Consider the following 17783-nt stretch of genomic DNA (forward strand, 5'->3'; position numbering starts at 1 on the left):
GGGTGTCTCCACGGTAAGAAACGGGGATACGTGCGACAAGCGACGAGAGCTGCGTGTCTGCGCAGGATTGCTGCGTCTTTGAACGCCTCAGCGCACGGTTGATGCGTCCTCCGGAGCGGCGTGGGTCGCTCCCGCCTCCGGGGCCTCCGGCAGCAGATGGGACAGCACCATGTAGCTGATCGTCTTCCGGATGAACGGCTCGGCCCGGATCCGCTCCAGCACCTCTTCGAAGTGCTCCACGTCGGTGGCCCGCACGTGCAGCAGCGCGTCCGCGCCGCCGGTCACGGTCATGGCCGCGGCGATCTCGGGGTAGTTGCGCACGACCTCCGCGATCCGCCGGGGCGGGGCCGCGCCCTCGCAGTACACCTCGACATACGCCTCCGTACGCCAGCCGAGCGCCGCCGGCTTCACCGTGGCCGTGAACCCGGTGATCACGCCGGTCTCGCGCAGCCGGTCCACACGGCGCTTGACCGCCGTGGCCGAGAGCCCGATCGTCGCGCCGATCTCCGCGAAACTGGTCCTCGCGTTCGCCATCAGCGCGGTGATGATCCTGCGGTCGAGATCGTCGAACATCGCGGGCTTGCTGCTCATGGCGGCACTGTATCCATCGACAGCTCCCAGACCGTGCGGCGGCTGCGCCCAGCCCGGGCCCCGTGGCGGCTCCACGCCCGTCCAGCGGCAGCGCGCACGCCCGTGCGGCGACAGTGTCCACGCCCGTCCAGCGGCAGCGCGCACGCCTGTGCAGCGACAGTGCCCACGCCCGCGCAGTGACAGTGCCCACGCCTGTCCAGCGACAAGGTCCACGTCCCGAACGTGTCCGAACGTGGAAATACCTCCTACACTCCACCTTCATGCTGCGCGCCCTCGCCGTCGACGACGAACAACCGTCCCTCGAGGAACTCCTGTATCTGCTGAAGGCCGATCCTCGGGTCTCAAGTGCCGAGGGCGCGAGCGACGCGACCGCGGCCCTGCGCAGGATCAACCGGGCGCTGGAGTCCGGCCCCGACGGCCCCGAGGCGATCGACGTCGTCTTCCTCGACATCAACATGCCCGGCCTTGACGGCCTGGACCTGGCCCGGCTGCTCACCGGGTTCGCCGATCCGCCGCTCGTCGTCTTCGTCACCGCCCACGAGGGATTCGCCGTCCAGGCCTTCGACCTCAAGGCCGTCGACTACGTTCTGAAGCCGGTACGCCGGGAACGCCTCGCCGAGGCCGTACGCCGGGCCGCCCAGCTCAGGGACGCCGCCCCGCTGATACCGGTGCACGAACCCGACCCGGACCACATATCCGTCGAGCTCGGCGGAGTGACCCGCTTCGTGGCCGTCGAGGACATCACCCACGTCGAGGCGCACGGCGACTACGCCCGCCTGCACACCGCCCAGGGCAGCCACCTCGTACGGATCCCGCTGTCCACCCTCGAAGAGCGCTGGCGGTCCCGCGGCTTCGTCCGGATCCACCGCCGCCATCTCGTCGCGCTGAGACACATCGCCGAGCTCCGCCTGGACGCGGGTACCGTGAGCGTCCTGGTGGACTCCGTCGAACTCCAGGTCAGCCGTCGTCACGCCCGCGAACTGCGCGACCTGCTGCTGCGCCGGACCACCGGCTGAGGGGGACGGTGTGCCACAGGATCCGACCGAACGCCGCGTCACGGTCACCGGCGTGCCCCGGCGCACCCGCAGAACGTCCGGCTACTACCGGCCCAGAACCGAGATCGACGAACAGACCACGCTCGGTCACACCTACGTCCGCTCCCTGATGCGCAGTCAACTCCGGGCCGCGTTCGTGGTGCTGGCCGTGTTCGTGCTGTTCGTCGGACCGCTGCCTCTTGTGTTCGCCGCGATGCCGGACGGCGCCGGCCTGGAGTGGGCCGTGCTCGGATTCGGCGTGTACCCGCCGCTGGTACTGCTCGCCCGCTGGTACGTGCGCCGCGCCGAACGCAACGAGAGGGACTTCGTGCGTCTGGTCGAGGACCGCTGAACGTGAACCAGAACTACGCCGTCCCCGCGGTGGCCCTGGTGGTCGTGGCGACCGTCCTGGTCGGCGCGTTCGGCCTGCGCATCTCCCGGACCACCTCCGACTTCTACGTCGCCTCGCGCACCGTGGGGCCACGGCTCAACGCGGCCGCGATCAGCGGCGAGTACCTCTCCGCCGCCTCCTTCCTGGGCATCGCGGGCCTGGTGCTCGTCCAGGGCCCGGACATGCTCTGGTACCCCGTCGGCTACACGGCCGGCTATCTCGTCCTGCTGCTCTTCGTCGCGGCCCCGCTGCGCCGCTCCGGCGCGTACACCCTGCCCGACTTCGCCGAGGCGCGGCTCGGCTCCCAGGCCGTGCGACGCCTTGCCAGTGTCTTCGTCGTCGGCGTCGGGTGGCTGTACCTGCTGCCACAACTGCAGGGCGCGGGACTGACCCTGGCCGTGTTGACCGACGCGCCCGACTGGTTCGGCGGAGTGCTCGTCGCCGTCGTCGTGGTCGCCACCGTCGCCGCGGGCGGCATGCGCAGCATCACTTTCGTACAGGCCTTCCAGTACTGGCTGAAGCTCACCGCCCTGCTGGTCCCCGCGCTCTTCCTCGTCCTCGCCTGGCAGAGCGACGGCTCCCCGCGCGACGCCTTCGACGAACCGGCGGCTTTCCGCGAGCAGAGTGTCGTCCGCGTCGACGACAGCCTCGACCTGTTGCTCTCGCAGCCGCTGCGTGTCACGACGACGGGCACCGTCGACGGCCACCGGTACGAGGACGAGAACGTCGCACTCCCCGCGGGCGTCCACCACATCGAGCGCGGCACCCGGCTCACCTTCACCAAGGGCGACCCGGTTCCGGTGGCCGAACGCGACAGCAACATCGGCATGTCGACCTCGCTGGCGGCAGGCCGCGAAGAGCGCCCGCTGTACGCCACGTACGGACTGATCCTCGCCACCTTCCTCGGCACGATGGGACTGCCGCACGTGGTCGTCCGCTTCTACACCAGCCCGCACGGTGTCGCCGCGCGCCGTACCACGGTCGTCGTACTGGGCCTGATCGGCGCCTTCTATCTCCTCCCGCCCGTCTACGGCGCGCTGGGCAGGCTGTACGCACCCGAGCTCACCCTCACCGGCGACGCGGACGCCGCCGTACTGCTGCTGCCCGACCGGATGATCGGAGGAACTGGCGGCGACCTCCTCGGCGCGCTGGTCGCAGGCGGGGCCTTCGCGGCGTTCCTGTCGACCGCGTCCGGACTGACCATGGCGGTGGCGGGCGTACTCACCCAGGATGTGCTGCCCTCGCGCGGGGTCCGGCACTTCAGGCTCGGCACCGTGTTCGCCATGGCGGTGCCGGCCGCGGCGAGCATGCTCGTGGGCGGACTGCCGGTCGCCGACGCCGTCGGGCTCGCCTTCGCCGTGTCCGCTTCGTCGTTCTGCCCACTGCTCGTCCTCGGCATCTGGTGGCGACGGCTCACACCGCCGGGCGCGGCCGCCGGGATGCTGGTCGGCGGCGGCTCCGCGCTCGTCGCCGTCGGCGCGACCATGGCGGGCTATCCGGGCACGGGCTCACTGCACGCCCTCCTCGCCTGGCCCGCCCTGTGGTCGGTGCCCCTGGGATTCGTGACGATGGTGCTGGTGTCCCTGGCCACGGCGGGGCGGGTACCGGCGGGCACCGCGGCGATCCTTGCGCGCTTCCACCTGCCGGAGGAACTGGCCGGAGACCACGTCCGAGCGGAGGCCAAGTCGTGAGCGGCTTCATCGCGGGGCTCTGTGTCGCCGTGCTCCCGCTGCTCGCCGCCGGTTTCTGGCTCGGTAGGCGCACCGCGCGGCCCCAGAACCTCGGCGGCCTCGGCACGCCCGTCGAGCACGCCACTTTCCAGACCCTGCACACCGCCTCGCTCGCCGCGCCCCCGCTGCGCGCGGGCCTGACCGAGGAGACGGCGGGCCGGTCCGCCCGACGCCTGCGCACACTTCTGGGCACCGACGCGCTGTGCCTGACCGACCAGGAGACCGTGCTCGCCTGGGACGGCGTGGGGGAGCACCACCGCACCGAAGTCATGGCGCGGCTCGCAGGAGCACTGGAGACCGGCCGAGGCGAGGCCTTCCGGCTCGACTGCTTCGAGCCCGCCTGCCCGCTGCGCTGGGCTGTCGTGGCCCCCCTCACCGTCGACGACCGGGTGCACGGCGCGCTCGTCGCCTGTGCACCTCGCGAGTCCGCGGTCCTCGTACGAGCCGCGGGCGAGGTCGCCCGCTGGGTCTCGGTGCAACTGGAACTCGCCGACCTCGACCAGTCCCGTACCCGCCTGATCGAGGCCGAGATCAAGGCACTTCGCGCGCAGATATCCCCGCACTTCATCTTCAACTCACTGGCGGTGATCGCCTCCTTCGTCCGCACCGACCCCGAGCGCGCCCGCGAACTGCTCCTGGAATTCGCCGACTTCACCCGCTACTCGTTCCGCCGGCACGGCGACTTCACCACCCTCGCCGACGAACTGCACGCCATCGACCACTACTTGGCACTTGTCAGGGCGCGCTTCGGGGAGCGTCTGTCCGTCACACTGCAGATCGCGCCCGAGGTGCTGCCGGTCGCGCTGCCCTTCCTCTGCCTCCAGCCCCTCGTGGAGAACGCCGTCAAGCACGGCCTGGAGGGCAAGACCGACAAGAGCCACATCAGCATCACCGCACAGGACGCGGGCGCCGAGGCACTGGTCGTCATCGAGGACAACGGCACCGGAATGGACCCCGAGCGGCTGCGCCGCATTCTCGCCGGAGAGGTCAGTCCCTCGGGCGGCATCGGGCTGTCCAACGTGGACGACCGGCTGCGCCAGGTGTACGGGGACGAGTACGGCCTCGTCATCGAGACCGCGGTGGGCGCGGGCATGAAGATCACCGCCCGGCTGCCGAAATACCAGCCGGGTGTGCATTCGGCCGCACGACTGCCGCGTCAGTGAACGTCAGGCGCTGCGTGAGGCCACCATGCCCAGCGTGATCAGGCCGAGCACGACCCAGCCGAACCACAGCCAGCCGTTGCTGCCGAGCGCCACCGTGTAGGCCGTCACCACGACGAGCCCGCCCACGGTCAGCACCCCCATTGCCTTCGTCGAACCAGGCGTCGAACCGGGCATCTGAGCACCCTCCTTCGGGCGGGTCCGCGGCGCGTGCCGTGGCCTTGGCCCATTTTCACCCGACAGGGCGGGATTCGCCAGGGCCGGGCGGCCTACTCACCCCCGCGCATCGCAGTCCCGTCCAGACGCTCGATCGCACAGACCACCTGGTAGAACTTCTTCAAGAAGTCGATTCAGCGACTGCGTGCGTTGAGTGAGGCCAGATAGGCGTTGTACGCCTCGAGTTCCTTGTCGCCGTCGCGGTCCGCCGCCCGGTCCGTGCGACGGGCCTGCCGGCTCTCGGAGGCGTGCCACTGGAAGAGCAGCGCGAGCAGCACGAGGACGGAGGGGATCTCGCTGAACGCCCAGGCGATGCCACCTGCCGCGGTCTGGTCGGCGAGTGCGTCGATACCGAGCGAGGCCGGCGGATTCTCGTACGTCTGCACCATCGGCCCGGACGCCATCATCAGCGCGATGCCGAAGAACGCGTGGAACGGCATGCCCGCGAACAGCTCCAGCATCCGCATCAGATAGCCCGGCCGGTGCGGCCCCGGGTCCACGCCCATGATCGGCCAGAAGAAGACCAGGCCGACGGCGAGGAAGTGGCACATCATCGTGGTGTGCCCCACCTTGGAGCCCATCAGGAAGTCGAAGATCGGGGAGAAGTACAGCCCGTAGAGGCTTGCGATGAACAGCGGGATGGTGAAGGCGGGGTGCGTGATGATCCGCATGAACCGGCTGTGCAGGAACATCAGCAGCAGCTCACGGGGGCCCTTGCCGCCGCGCTTCGATGCCACCGGCAGCGCCCGCAGTGCCAGTGTGATCGGCGCGCCGAGCAGGATCAGGATGGGCGACAGCATGCTGATCACCATGTGCTGCACCATGTGCACGCTGAACATGACCATGCCGTAGTCGTTCAGCTTGGTGCACATCACGAGCAGCACGGTCAGTACGCCGATGACGAAGGAGATGGTGCGGCCCACCGACCACTTGTCGCCGCGCCGCGCCAGCCGCACGACTCCCCAGCCGTACAGGCCGAGTCCGACCAGGCAGGCGACAAGGAAGAACGGGTCGGTCGACCATTCCAGACCCCGCCCCAGCGTGAACGGCGGCAGATCCATGGTCATGCCGTGCCCGCTGTGATCCATCCGCCGGCTCCTGTTTCGTACTGGTTGTGCGCTGTCTGTCCGCACCAGACTAGAACTGCCCCCGGTCGCCGCTGCGACCGGGGGCACTTCCCACTATTTTCCGCGCGTACGACTCAGAGCACGCACTCGGCCTCGGCGTACCGCTCGTCCGGAACCGTCTTGAGCGTCTCGACCGCCTCGGCGAGCGACACCATGACGATGTCGGTCCCCCGCAGCGCCGTCATCTTGCCGAAGTCACCACGGTGCGCGGCCTCCACGGCGTGCCAGCCGAAGCGCGTGGCGAGCACCCGGTCGTACGCCGTCGGGGTACCGCCCCGCTGGACGTGCCCGAGGATCACCGGCCGCGCCTCCTTGCCGAGGCGCTCCTCCAACTCGATGGAGAGCTGGCGGGCGATACCGGCGAACCGCTCGTGCCCGTAGACGTCCTTGCCGCCCTCGTCGTACTCCATCGAGCCCTCTCGGGGCTTCGCGCCCTCGGCGGCCACGACGATGGCGAACCGCTTGCCCGCGTCGAAGCGTTCGCCGACCCTGGCGGCCAACTCCTCGATGTCGAAGGGGCGTTCCGGTACGACGATGGCGTGGGCGCCCGCCGCCATGCCGGAGTGCAGGGCGATCCAGCCGGTGTGGCGGCCCATGACCTCCACGATCAGCACGCGCTGATGGGACTCGGCGGTGGTCTTCAGCCGGTCCAGCGCCTCGGTCGCGACACCGACGGCCGTGTCGAAACCGAAGGTCACGTCCGTGACAGCGATGTCGTTGTCGATGGTCTTCGGCACGCCGACGATCGGCAGGCCGTTGTCCGAGAGGAGGCGGGCCGCCTTGAGAGTGCCCTCGCCGCCGATCGGGATGATCGCGTCGAGCCCCAGGTCCGCGACATGGCCCCTGGCCCGCTCAACTCCGTCACGCAGATGCTCGGGCTGGACCCGGGAGGAGCCGAGTATGGTGCCGCCGCGAGCCAGGATGCCGCTCACCGCGTCGAGGTCGAGCTTGAGGTAGTCGCACTCCAGGAGGCCTTTCCAGCCGTCGCGGAAGCCGATGACCTCGTCGCCGTGGTCCACGACGGCGCGGTGCACGACGGACCGGATGACGGCGTTCAGGCCGGGGCAGTCGCCGCCGGACGTGAGGACACCAATGCGCATCGCCCGAAATACCTTCTCAACGTGGGCCGGATCCGGACCACGTTGTCCGGTACTGTCCCCGCCACCCTACCGGCGGGAGGGGGCGGGGCCGTATGGGGCGTCCGCCTGCTGGACGCCCCCGCACACGTGAGCGCAAGCCCTGTCAGACGGGCCGTGCGGTAGGGATCAGGCGGGCTGCTGCGCGGCCGTGATGCGCTCGTTGCGCAGCGCCTCGTACCAGCGGTCGTCGATCGGCGGCAGCGCGTTCACGTCCAGCGCCAGCTTCAACAGCAGGTCCGCGATCAGCGGATTGCGGGCGAGGACGGGCCCGTGCATGTACGTACCGAAGACGGTGTCGTTGTACGCGCCCTCGGTGCCGTCGCCCGTGCCGTTGCCCTTGCCGAGCCGCACGTTCGCGAACGGGCGCGCGGTGGGGCCGAGATGGGTCACGCCCTGGTGGTTCTCGAACCCTGTCAGAGGAGGCAGGCCCAGCCGTGGATCGATGTCGCCCAGCACGTCACCGACGCACCGCTCGCCCTCGCCGCGCACGGAGACCACGTCGAGGAGACCGAGGCCCGGCTCGCGCTGCCCGAGGTCGTTGATGAACTCGTGGCCGAGGATCTGGTAACCGGCGCACACCGAGAAGACGATCGCGCCGTTGCCGACGGCGCGATGCAGACCACCGTCGCGGCGCAGCCGCTCCGCCGCGAGCCGCTGCGGCCTGTCCTCGCCGCCGCCGATCAGGTAGATGTCACCCGAGGTGGGGATCGGCTGGTCGCTGCGTACGTCGAGACGGGCCACGTCCAGGCCGCGCTGACGGGCCCGGCGCTCCACGACGAGGGCGTTGCCCTGGTCGCCGTAGGTGCTCAGCAGGTCCGGGTAGATCCAGACGAGACGCAGGCTGTTGTCACTCATCTTCTTCGTCCTTCGTGGCTCAGTTGCCGACACGACGCCTCAGGTCCTGGAAAGCGGTGTAGTTCGCGACGACCTCGATGCGTCCGGGCGGTGCCAGCTGCACGGCCTGGTCGAGGTTCTCGCAGACCTGGAACTGCTGGTTCGCCACCTCCAGGCGCACCGCGAGGTCCAGTTTGCGGTCGCCGAGAACGAAGATCGGGTGACCGGTGAGCTGTGTGTAGTCGACGTCCCACAGCCAGGACGTGTCCGTGCCGTCGGCGCCGCGCGCGTTCACCGAGAGGATGACCGGGGTCGGCGGCGGGTCGATGAGCGAGAACGTCTCCAGCCAGCCGGCGGGGTTCTTCGCGAGCAGCAGACGCAGGTCGCGCTGCATGAACTGCACCACGTCGTAGCGTCCGGCCACCGCCTGCACCTGGTACATGCGTTCCAGGGCGACCTGCGGCGGCACGCCGAAGACGGCGGCCACGGCGGCCGAGGAGGCGGCGTTCGCCTTGTTGGCGCGGCCAGGGAGCTGGAGGTGGATCGGCCAGGCCGAGCCGTGCGGGTCCAGGACGTGGTCGCCGGAGAGCGCCCAGCTCGGCGTCGGACGGCGGAAGCCGCACTCGCCGCAGTACCAGTCGTCACCGGGGCGCTGCATCACACCGCCGCAGGACGGGCAGGACCAGGCGTCGTCCTTCCACATCTGACCGGCGGCGACCCACACCACGTTGGGGGAGGAGGACGCGGCCCACACGACCAGCGGATCGTCGGCGTTGGCGATCACGACGGCCTTGGAACCCGCCAGGCCCTCGCGCCAGTGCTCGGCCATCATCCGGGTCTCGGCGGCCCGGTCGAGCTGGTCGCGCGAGAGGTTGAGGAGTGCGATGCACTTGGGGTCGGTGTCCCGCGCGATACCGGAGAGGTACTTCTCGTCGACCTCGATGACCGCGTACCGGGAGTCCGAACCCCCGGCCAGCGCCGAGGTGATACCCGCGGGCATGTTCGCGCCCAGTGCGTTGGACACGACCGGGCCCGCGGCGCTCAGCGCCTCCGCGATCAGCCGGGTCGTGGTGGTCTTGCCGTTGGTGGCCGACACCAGGATGACGTCCAGGTGCGTGGCGAGCCGTGCGAGCAGGTCGGGGTCGAGTTTGAGTGCCACCCGGCCGCCGATCACCGATCCGCTGCCGCGTCCGGCGGCGCGCGAGACGGCCGCTGCCGCCTTGCCCGCCGTCACGGCCAGCTTGGCCCGCGGTGTCAGCGGGTCCGAGTTGCCTGACATCGTGTCCGATCCTCCTTGCGTACGCGCCGCGCCTCTGCCTCCGGCATCGTGTGGCCCTCAGCCTATCGAGATCCACTCACGTGCCCGAAACGCGGCACCACGACGGTGCCCGCGCGACATTCGCGCGCCACCCAGGACCGTACCCTTGCGGCCATGCGACACAGCTCCATCCCGGGCTCCCGAGGGCGCGTCCGGCCCATCACCCTGCTCGGCGACCCCGTCCTGCACTCACCGTGTGCGGAGGTCACCGAGTTCGGCCCCCAACTCGCCCGGCTCGTCGAGGACATGTTCGCGACGATGTACGCCGCCCAGGGCGTCGGCCTCGCCGCGAACCAGCTTGGCGAGTCCTTGCGGGTGTTCGTATACGACTGCCCCGACGACGAGGACGTCCGCCATGTCGGGCATGTGGTGAACCCGCGTCTCGTCGAAGCGGACGGAGTGGTTCTGCGCGGGCCGGAGGGCTGTCTGTCGCTGCCGGGCCTGGAGGCGGGGACCGAGCGGTACGACCACGCCGTCGTCGAGGGCTTCACGGTGGACGGCAGCCCGGTGCAGGTGCACGGCACCGGCTGGTTCGCGCGATGCCTGCAGCACGAGAGCGATCACCTCGATGGTGGCGTGTACGTGGACCGGCTCACGGGCTGGCGTCACCGCAGGGTGATGAGGCAGGCGGCGCAGGCGTCCTGGGGGCGGTGACCGTCGCCGGTCGGCTGCGGGCCGGACGGGGCTGAGCGCCCCGCGGGTGAAGGCGGCCGTCAGAACCCCGGACCGCCGACACGGTCCCCGGCGGCGGCCAACCGTCCCCACAGCAGGTCGGCCAGGCTCCGTACCAACTCGGCCCGCGAGCAGGGCCGTTCACCCATCCACCAGTCGCCGGCGGCGTGCATCATGCCGACGATCCCGTGCCCCCACACCCGGGCGAGCTGCTGGCTGCCGGGTCCGAGATCCACCCGCTCCTCGATGACCTCGGCGAGTTCCTCGCCCATGCGGCGCAGCAGCGGCGCCGAGTGCTTGCCCACGTCGAAGCCGGGATCCCCCGGCTGGCCGCCCTCGGTGGGATGCATCGGGAACCGGTAGACCTGAGGGTGCGCCTCGATGGCCGCCAAGTACGTGTCGAGCGTGGCCTCGACGCGCTCACGGCGTTCGGCCGGTGCGTCCAGCGCGGCGCGCAGCGATCCGAGGAGGGCGTCCGTGTGCCGCTTGGCGAGGGCGGCGTAGAGTCCGCCCTTGTCGCCGAAGTGGCGATAGAGGATCGGCTTGGTGATGCCTGCCTCGGCGGCGATGGCGTTCATCGAGGCTCCGGGGCCGTCACGCAGAACCACTCTGTCCGCGGCCTCCAGCAGCTCGCGCCGACGGCGGTCGGCGGACCTCTGCTGATCGGTGCGCTGTGTGGTGTCCATGGCCTCTCCCCACCCGTGCTGAATCGGTGACGCCTGCGCAAACTAACACCCAAGGGCACATGTGTATCGAACGGGCTACCGAGCCTGGCTCGGGAGTTGACTTTTCCTACTGGCCGGTAACAGACTCTAGTTACCGCAAGTAACACCTTAGTGCATTGTATGGAGGGGTCATGGCCGAGTTCACGATGGAGCTCAACGACGACCAGAAGGAGGTGCGGGACTGGATCCACGGGTTCGCCGCCGATGTGATCCGTCCCGCGGCCGCCGAATGGGACGAACGTGAAGAGACACCGTGGCCGGTCATCCAGGAGGCCGCGAAGGTCGGCATCTACTCCCTGGACTTCTATGCGCAGCAGTACTTCGACCCCACCGGGCTCGGCATACCGATGGCCATGGAGGAGCTGTTCTGGGGCGACGCGGGCATAGCCCTGTCGATCGTCGGCACCGGCCTCGCCGCCGTGGGCGTCCTCGCCAACGGCACCGAGGAGCAGATCGGCACCTGGATCCCCCAGATGTACGGCGATGCAGGCGACGTCAAGGTCGCGGCCTTCTGCTCCTCCGAGCCCGACGCCGGCTCGGACGTGGCCTCCATGCGCACGCGTGCCGTCTACGACGAGGCCAAGGACGAGTGGGTCCTCAACGGCACCAAGACCTGGGCGACCAACGGCGGCATCGCCAACGTCCACGTCGTGGTCGCGGTCGTCGATTCCGAGCTGGGCTCCAAGGGGCATGCTTCCTTCATCGTCCCGCCGGGCACGCCGGGCCTGTCCCAGGGGCAGAAGTTCAAGAAGCACGGCATCCGCGCCTCGCACACCGCCGAGGTCGTCCTGGAGAACGCCCGCGTCCCCGGCTCCTGCCTCCTCGGCGGCAAGGAGAAGCTGGACGAGCGCCTCGCCCGCGCCCGCGAACGTGCGAAGTCGGGTGGTGAGCGCGTGAAGAACGCGGCGATGGCCACCTTCGAGGCGTCCCGTCCGGCTGTCGCCGCGATGGCGGTCGGCACCGCACGGGCCGCGTACGAGGTGGCCCTCGAGTACGCGATCACGCGTGAGCAGTTCGGGCGACCGATCATCGACAACCAGGGCGTCGCCTTCCAGCTCGCCGACATGCGGACGTCGATCGACGCGGCGCGACTGCTCACGTGGCGCGCCTCCTGGATGGCGGTCAACGGGAAGCCGTTCACCGCCGCCGAGGGCTCGATGTCGAAGCTGTTCGCCAGTGAGACCGCGAAGAAGGTCACCGGGCAGGCGATCCAGATCCTCGGCGGCAACGGCTACACCCGTGAGTACCCGGTCGAGCGCATGCACCGCGACGCCGCCATCTACACGATCTTCGAGGGCACGAGTGAGATCCAGCGGCTGGTGATCGCGCGCACCCTGTCGGGGATGCCGATCCGCTGAGCCTGCGGGAAGCCCTCCTCACCGGTGTTTCAGCGGCGTGAGCTGCTCGATGTCGTACCTCGCACGGAGTTCCTCGATCGCGGCGCAGTCCGGTGGGCCGCCCGTGCCCAGGATCTCCAGCAGTTCGTCGAAGTACCGCTCGTGGTCCGGCGGCGGTGACGCCTGGAAGAACATCTTCGCGGGCGTCTCGGTGGGGTTGGAGAACGCGTGCGGACACCCCGGGGGTACGACGATGACCGTGCCCGGGGTCGCCCGCACCACGCGGGTGCCCGAACTCGACTCCCACCGCTGCCAGTTGTCGGGTGTCCGCACCCGCGGCTCGAAGGCGAGGACGTCCAGCTCGCCTTCGAGGACGTAGAACAACTCCTCGCTGCGCGTGTGCACATGGGCGCCCACGTCGAAGCCGGGGGGCACCACGACCTCGAAGGTGGACGCCATCCGCGAGTGCGAGCCGGTGACCTTGAACGTCACATGCTGGGCGGGCGTCTGCACGACCCGGCCGTGACCGGGCGGTACGAGCAACCCCTCGGACGCTGTCATCCCGCGCTCACCACGTCACGGGCAGGGCCTCGGGTCCGCGGATCAACGCGCCCTTCCTGAAGGGGACCTGCTCCGGTGGGACGGCGAGCCGCAGCCCGGGCACCCGGTCCAGGAGCGCGTCGACCATCAGCTCGGACTCCATCCTGGCGAGCATTCCGCCCGGGCAGTAGTGCGGGCCGAAGCCGAACGACACATGCGGGTTCGGGTTGCGCGAGAAGTCGATCATCTCGGGGTCCGGGAAGACCTGCGGGTCGCGGTTGGCGGCCAGGTACGACACGTACACCGCGTCGCCCTCCCGGATCCGTACGCCGCTGATCTCGACGTCCTCCATGGCGATCCGCGAGAGGCCGACGGCGCTGCGGTGCGGGATGTAGCGCAGCAGCTCGTCGATCGCCTGGGGCCGGATCGCCGGATCGTCGCGCAGTTGGTCGACCAGCTTGGGGCGGGTCATCAGGATGTAGAACATCTGCCCGCTGTTGTTGGTGACCGCTTCGCCGCCGATCTGGAGGAGCACCGCGAGACCGACGGCCTCGTCCATGGTGATCTCTTCCCGGCCCACGGCCGCGCCGAGCAGCGAACCGACGTCCTCGCCCGTGCTGCCGGCACGCTCGCCGATGAGCTTCGTGAAGTACGCGCCCATCTCGTTCTTGGCCTTCTCGCTGACCTCCGCGCCGTGCGAGGAGGACAGGATCAGCCCGGTCCAGGTGTGCATGAGGTGCCGGTCGGTGGCCGGGACGCCCATCAGCTCGCAGATGACGGCGATGGGGAACGGGCTCAGGATCGCCGCGGTGAGATCGGCGGTCGGACCGGACTCCAGCATCTCGTCGACGAGTTCGTCGAGCATCCGCCGGGCACTCTCGCGCAGCCTCTCCACCCCGCGCGCCGTGAAGGCCGCGGCCACCGAGCGGCGCAGCCGCGTGTGGTCGGGCGGGTCGAGGAAGCCCACCGCGCCCGCCGACGGGATGAAGTGCGGGGCGAGCCGGGTGACCTGCCGCCCCATGACTGCCTCACGGCTGAACCGGGCGTCGTTGGTCACCATGCGGACGTCGTCGTACCGCGTCACCAGCCAGGCCCAGCCGTCGCCGTTGGGCAGCTGGATCCGGGTGACCGGGCCCTCCCGCATCAGCTCGGTCAGGACCGGGTCGAAGTCCACGCCGGTCAGGTTGAGCGCCGGCCAGTGGCGGACGGGCGGCAGGGGCTCGGTGATCGTCTTCTCGGTCATCCAGGTCACGTCGTTTCAGTGTCGGTGTTGTTCCCGTTGCTCCAGCGGCCAAGAGACATCTCCGCGGTGATACCGGGGCCGAAGCCGGCCAGCATTCCGCGCGAGGCGTGCTCCGCCCCGCCCTCGTCGAACAGCCTGCGCAGCGCGTCCAGGACGACGGCGCTCGCGATGTTCCCGTACTCGGTGAGGGTCGCCCGGCTGAACCGGAAGGCCTCCGGCGGCACCTCGAGGAACTTGCTGAGGTCGTCCAGGATCCTCGGGCCGCCCGCGTGGATGATGTAGAAGTCCAGGTCGGAGGCGTTCCAGCCGTGCTGGCGCGCGAGGTTGTGGAGCGCCGGGGCGAGCGGCTCCATGGTGGCCGGCACCCGCTTGTCCAGCAGGAAGTGGAAGCCGGTGGCGCGGACGTCGTACATGATCCAGTCCTCGGTCTTGGGGATCAGGTACGAGGCGTTGCGCTCAAGCTTGATGCCGGTGCCGCCCTTGCCGCGGACGACCGCGGCGGCGATGCCGTCACCGAACAGACCGTTGCAGAGCAGTGAGCCGACGCCCAGGTCGGTGGGCTGGTAGCAGAGCGAGCAGAACTCGCAGGCGACGATGAGTGCGTTGGCCTCGGGGTAGGCCGAGCAGAAGTCGTGCGCCCGGTTGACCGCGGCGCCGCCCGCCGCGCAGCCCAGCTGGGCTATGGGTATCTGTCGGGTGTCGCTGCGGAAGTCCATCGCGTTGATCAGCCAGGCCGTGAGCGAGGGCATCATGAACCCGGTGCACGACACGTAGATGATCACGTCGATGTCGGTGGTGAGGAGCTCTGCGTCGTCCAGCGCCCGCTGTACGACGGCGGGGACACGGGCCTTCGCCTCGTTGCCGTAGACCCTGTTGCGGTCCTCGAAGCCCGGGTGCTTGAGGGTCTCCTCGATGGGCTGCACGATGTGCCGGGTACGAACGCCGGTGTTCTCGATCAGCCGCAGGGCGAGCGGGAGTTGGGGGTGGTCGGCGTGACGGGAGCGTGCCAGCTCCAGCGTCTCCTCCATTGTGATCACGTACTCGGGGACTGAGACCGCGGGTCTGCACAAAGTCGCCATGAGGAAGCGCCTACTTTCGCCTTCCGGGGAACCGTTCGTCCCCCGGCGGAAGGGTGGTTCACCCACGATCACCCGGCAGGGCGCGGATATCTCGTCGGATTACGCCAGATCGGGGACACGCCCCCAATGAGTGGGACCCTGGTCGCAGGAGCTCGCAGACCGCCGAAGCGAAGGGGACATGATGACGAGGACGGCCACTGACCTGCGGGAGAGCGCCACCGGGAAGCTCGCTCCAGACCCCCACGCCAACCGCCTTCTGCCCCTGATCGCCCGAGGTGCGGCGCAGCGCTCCACACTCGCCGCCCTGGCCCTCGAACAGCGCCATGTGATCGCCGCGGACCGCCGTGCGTTCCTGCATCTGGCGCAACGCCCGGACTCCGGGCCGGAAAGCGCCGCCTTCTTCGCCGCTCTCGCAGAGGGTGAGGCGCTGGCCGAGGACAGGCTGGGTGCGTACGCCGCCGCGTGCGGGGCGGATGAGGAGTGGGCCGCCGGATACGAGCCGCTCGCGGACTGCCGGGCCTATCCCGCCTACGTCGCCTGGCTGGCGCTCAACGGCTCACCGGCCGACGTGGTGCTCGCGCTGAGCGCCAACTTCGCGGCATGGGGCGGCTATTGCGCGACCATCGCGCAGGCCCTGCGCGGTCATTACGGCTTCGACGACGAGGCGTGTGGCTTCTTCGACTTCTTCGCCGAACCCGCGCCGGAGCTGGAGCGACTGGCGCTGTCCGCCGTGCAGGCAGGGCTGGACGCGGGACGCGTCGACGAGGCCGAGGTGCTCAGGTTCGGGCGCCTGCTGCAGGGCTGCGAGGAGAAGTTCTGGCACGCCCTGTGGGAGCTCGACGGGCGTCCGGGCTGACAGAGTGTCGGCCGACGCCCGGTCGATGCGTGCGAGGCGGTCAGTCGGACGTCGTGCCGCTGCTGTGCGCGATGCAGGCCACGTCGATGCGGTCGGCGAGCTTGGCGAGTTCGATCGTGAGGGCCGCCACCGTGTCCTCGTCGAGTCCGTCCTGGCCCGCCTCCACCAGATGCAGCCACCGGCCGCCCACCGTGCGCAGCAGTTTGCTGACGTCGGCGGCCGCCACCTGCAACGTGCCGCGGTCGTCGACGATCAGAGGCAGGGTCACTTCGCGGTTCACAGAGGGGATCGTAACCGCGGAACGCTCACGCTCCGTGCCATACGGTGGTGATGTTGCAGAACTCGCGGATTCCGTGCCCCGACAGTTCACGCCCGTAGCCGGACCGCTTCACCCCGCCGAACGGGAAGGCGGGATGGGACGCCGTCATCCCGTTGACGAACACGCCACCAGCCTCCAGGTCGCGGACGAACCGGTCCACCTCGGCCTCGTCGCGCGTCCACACGTTCGAACTCAGCCCGAAGGGCGTGTCGTTGGCGAGGGCCACCGCCTCGTCCAGGTCGGCCACGCGATAGAGCGTTGCCACGGGGCCGAAGGTCTCCTCCTGGTGGATGCGCATCTCGGGCGTGATGTCGGTGAGGATCGTCGGCGCGTAGTACCAGCCGGGTCCCTCGGGGCGTTCCGCGCCGCACAGCACCGTCGCGCCGGCCTCGACCGCGTCGTCGACCAGTTCCTCCAGGTCGCTGCGGCCCTGCTCGGTGGAGACCGGCCCGACGTCGGTGTCCTCGGCGAGCGGGTCGCCGACCTTCAGGGCCTGCATACCCGCCGTGAAGCGCTCGGCGAAGGCGTCGAACACGTCCGTGTGCACGATGAACCGCTTGGCGGCGATGCACGACTGCCCGTTGTTCTGCACACGTGCCGTGACGGCGGTCTTGGCGGCCCGCTCGATGTCGGCCGACGGCAGGACGACATACGGATCGCTGCCGCCCAGCTCCAGCACCGTCTTCTTGACCTCGTCCCCGGCGACCGAGGCCACCGCACGCCCCGCCGGTTCACTCCCGGTGAGCGTGGCCGCCTTGACGCGCGGGTCGCGCAGGATGTCCTCGACGGCGCCGGAGCCGATGAGCAGCGTCTGGAAACAGCCCTCGGGGAAGCCCGCGCGGCGGAAGAGGTCCTCCAGGTAGAGGGCGGTCTGCGGCACGTTCGAGGCGTGCTTGAGCAGGCCCACGTTGCCCGCCATCAGCGCGGGCGCGGCGAACCGGACGACCTGCCAGAGCGGGAAGTTCCACGGCATGACGGCAAGCACCGGGCCCAGCGGGCGGTAGCGCACGATGACCCGGGAGGCGCCGGAGTCCTTTACGTCGGACTCGGCGGGCTCCTCGTCGGCGAGGAGTTCCTCGGCGTGGTCGGCGTACCAGTGCATCGCCTTCGCGCATTTCGCGGCCTCCGCGCGGGCCTGCTTGACCGGCTTGCCCATCTCGGTGGTCATCACCCGGCCGATGTCCTGCTCGTCCTGTTCGAGGAGGTCGGCGGCCTTGTGGAGCAGGCGCGCCCGCTCGGCGAAGGACGTGGCGCGATGTACGTGGAACGCGGCCTCGGCGGTCGCGAGCCTGCGCTCGATCTCTTCGGCGCCGAGGGCCTCGTACGTCTTGAGCGTCTCGCCGTTCGCCGGGTTCACTGTCGCGATGGGCATGGCCGACCTCCTGAAGCTGGCTGTTCCTCGACCCTCCCGCGCTGCGGGGTACGGCGCAACGTGGCGGGCTCACTGTCAGGGCCGGTACGGACACCGGCTC

Annotated in this window: 19 protein-coding genes; 7 read left to right on the forward strand and 12 right to left on the reverse strand. The window is 69.9% G+C overall.

What is annotated here, in order from left to right; all coding sequences use genetic code 11:
* Positions 1–87 precede the first annotated feature (87 nt).
* On the reverse strand, positions 88–591 hold the full coding sequence (locus tag ACFYPC_RS00540; protein ID WP_388668398.1) for an Lrp/AsnC family transcriptional regulator: 504 nt from the start codon (positions 589–591) through the stop codon (positions 88–90).
* 260 nt (positions 592–851) lie between these two features.
* On the opposite strand from ACFYPC_RS00540, the gene ACFYPC_RS00545 reads away from it, so the two are divergent.
* The 4 genes from ACFYPC_RS00545 to ACFYPC_RS00560 are packed head-to-tail and all read left to right on the forward strand — an operon-like array spanning position 852 to position 4909.
* A complete protein-coding gene (locus ACFYPC_RS00545) occupies positions 852–1607 on the forward strand; it encodes a LytR/AlgR family response regulator transcription factor (RefSeq protein ID WP_388668401.1) in 756 nt (251 codons plus the stop codon).
* 10 nt (positions 1608–1617) lie between these two features.
* Positions 1618–1977, forward strand: coding sequence for a hypothetical protein (locus ACFYPC_RS00550; RefSeq protein WP_388668404.1), 360 nt, complete (start codon positions 1618–1620; stop codon positions 1975–1977).
* A 2-nt stretch (positions 1978–1979) separates the two neighbouring features.
* Positions 1980–3707, forward strand: coding sequence for a cation acetate symporter (locus tag ACFYPC_RS00555; protein ID WP_388668407.1), 1728 nt, complete (start codon positions 1980–1982; stop codon positions 3705–3707).
* Positions 3704–4909, forward strand: a complete 1206-nt coding sequence (locus tag ACFYPC_RS00560) for a sensor histidine kinase (RefSeq protein ID WP_388668410.1) — start codon at positions 3704–3706, stop codon at positions 4907–4909. Before ACFYPC_RS00555 ends, ACFYPC_RS00560 begins: the two co-directional genes overlap by 4 nt.
* Positions 4910–4912: 3 nt before the next feature.
* Here ACFYPC_RS00560 and ACFYPC_RS00565 read toward each other — a convergent pair whose 3' ends face one another.
* From ACFYPC_RS00565 to ACFYPC_RS00585, 5 genes are all read right to left on the reverse strand, one after another.
* A complete protein-coding gene (locus ACFYPC_RS00565; protein ID WP_385728505.1) occupies positions 4913–5083 on the reverse strand; it encodes a hypothetical protein in 171 nt (56 codons plus the stop codon).
* 173 nt (positions 5084–5256) lie between these two features.
* Positions 5257–6210 (reverse strand): cytochrome c oxidase assembly protein, encoded by a 954-nt coding sequence (locus ACFYPC_RS00570; protein ID WP_388668413.1) that lies wholly within the window; start codon positions 6208–6210, stop codon positions 5257–5259.
* A 113-nt stretch (positions 6211–6323) separates the two neighbouring features.
* Positions 6324–7349 carry a 6-phosphofructokinase gene (locus tag ACFYPC_RS00575; RefSeq protein WP_388668416.1) on the reverse strand — a complete coding sequence of 342 codons (1026 nt, stop codon included), beginning with the start codon at positions 7347–7349 and terminating at the stop codon, positions 6324–6326.
* Between the two features lie 165 nt (positions 7350–7514).
* Positions 7515–8243 (reverse strand): type 1 glutamine amidotransferase, encoded by a 729-nt coding sequence (locus ACFYPC_RS00580; protein ID WP_388668419.1) that lies wholly within the window; start codon positions 8241–8243, stop codon positions 7515–7517.
* 19 nt (positions 8244–8262) lie between these two features.
* On the reverse strand, positions 8263–9501 hold the full coding sequence (locus ACFYPC_RS00585) for a MurT ligase domain-containing protein (protein ID WP_388668422.1): 1239 nt from the start codon (positions 9499–9501) through the stop codon (positions 8263–8265).
* 153 nt (positions 9502–9654) lie between these two features.
* Between ACFYPC_RS00585 and def the strand changes: the two genes are divergently transcribed.
* Positions 9655–10194, forward strand: coding sequence for a peptide deformylase (gene def, locus ACFYPC_RS00590; RefSeq protein WP_388668425.1), 540 nt, complete (start codon positions 9655–9657; stop codon positions 10192–10194).
* A gap of 59 nt (positions 10195–10253) precedes the next feature.
* On the opposite strand, the gene ACFYPC_RS00595 is transcribed toward def, so the two are convergent.
* On the reverse strand, positions 10254–10898 hold the full coding sequence (locus tag ACFYPC_RS00595; RefSeq protein WP_388668427.1) for a TetR family transcriptional regulator: 645 nt from the start codon (positions 10896–10898) through the stop codon (positions 10254–10256).
* Positions 10899–11068: 170 nt separating this feature from the next.
* On the opposite strand from ACFYPC_RS00595, the gene ACFYPC_RS00600 reads away from it, so the two are divergent.
* On the forward strand, positions 11069–12295 hold the full coding sequence (locus ACFYPC_RS00600) for an acyl-CoA dehydrogenase family protein (RefSeq protein ID WP_388668430.1): 1227 nt from the start codon (positions 11069–11071) through the stop codon (positions 12293–12295).
* Between the two features lie 18 nt (positions 12296–12313).
* On the opposite strand, the gene ACFYPC_RS00605 is transcribed toward ACFYPC_RS00600, so the two are convergent.
* From ACFYPC_RS00605 to ACFYPC_RS00615, 3 genes are read right to left on the reverse strand one after another with little or no spacing between them, the layout of a single operon-like run.
* The gene (locus ACFYPC_RS00605; protein ID WP_388668433.1) at positions 12314–12835 is read right to left on the reverse strand and encodes a cupin domain-containing protein; all 522 of its coding nucleotides are present in this window, start codon (positions 12833–12835) and stop codon (positions 12314–12316) included.
* A gap of 7 nt (positions 12836–12842) precedes the next feature.
* On the reverse strand, positions 12843–14057 hold the full coding sequence (locus ACFYPC_RS00610) for a cytochrome P450 (RefSeq protein ID WP_388669954.1): 1215 nt from the start codon (positions 14055–14057) through the stop codon (positions 12843–12845).
* 5 nt (positions 14058–14062) lie between these two features.
* Complete coding sequence (locus tag ACFYPC_RS00615) at positions 14063–15136, reverse strand: type III polyketide synthase (protein ID WP_388668435.1); 1074 nt, start codon at positions 15134–15136, stop codon at positions 14063–14065.
* 181 nt (positions 15137–15317) lie between these two features.
* On the opposite strand from ACFYPC_RS00615, the gene ACFYPC_RS00620 reads away from it, so the two are divergent.
* Positions 15318–15992 (forward strand): transcriptional regulator, encoded by a 675-nt coding sequence (locus ACFYPC_RS00620; protein WP_388669957.1) that lies wholly within the window; start codon positions 15318–15320, stop codon positions 15990–15992.
* 40 nt (positions 15993–16032) lie between these two features.
* Here the strand turns inward: ACFYPC_RS00620 and ACFYPC_RS00625 are convergent, their stop codons facing one another.
* Together ACFYPC_RS00625 and ACFYPC_RS00630 are read right to left on the reverse strand one after the other, a co-directional pair.
* Positions 16033–16272 (reverse strand): DUF6213 family protein, encoded by a 240-nt coding sequence (locus ACFYPC_RS00625; protein ID WP_266468554.1) that lies wholly within the window; start codon positions 16270–16272, stop codon positions 16033–16035.
* Positions 16273–16297: 25 nt separating this feature from the next.
* Entirely contained in the window at positions 16298–17683 is a 1386-nt protein-coding gene (locus ACFYPC_RS00630; RefSeq protein WP_388668438.1) for an NADP-dependent succinic semialdehyde dehydrogenase, read from the reverse strand.
* Positions 17684–17783 lie beyond the last annotated feature (100 nt).

It is taken from the genome of Streptomyces sp. NPDC005808, from assembly GCF_042871385.1.
In the GTDB taxonomy this organism is placed as follows: domain Bacteria; phylum Actinomycetota; class Actinomycetes; order Streptomycetales; family Streptomycetaceae; genus Streptomyces.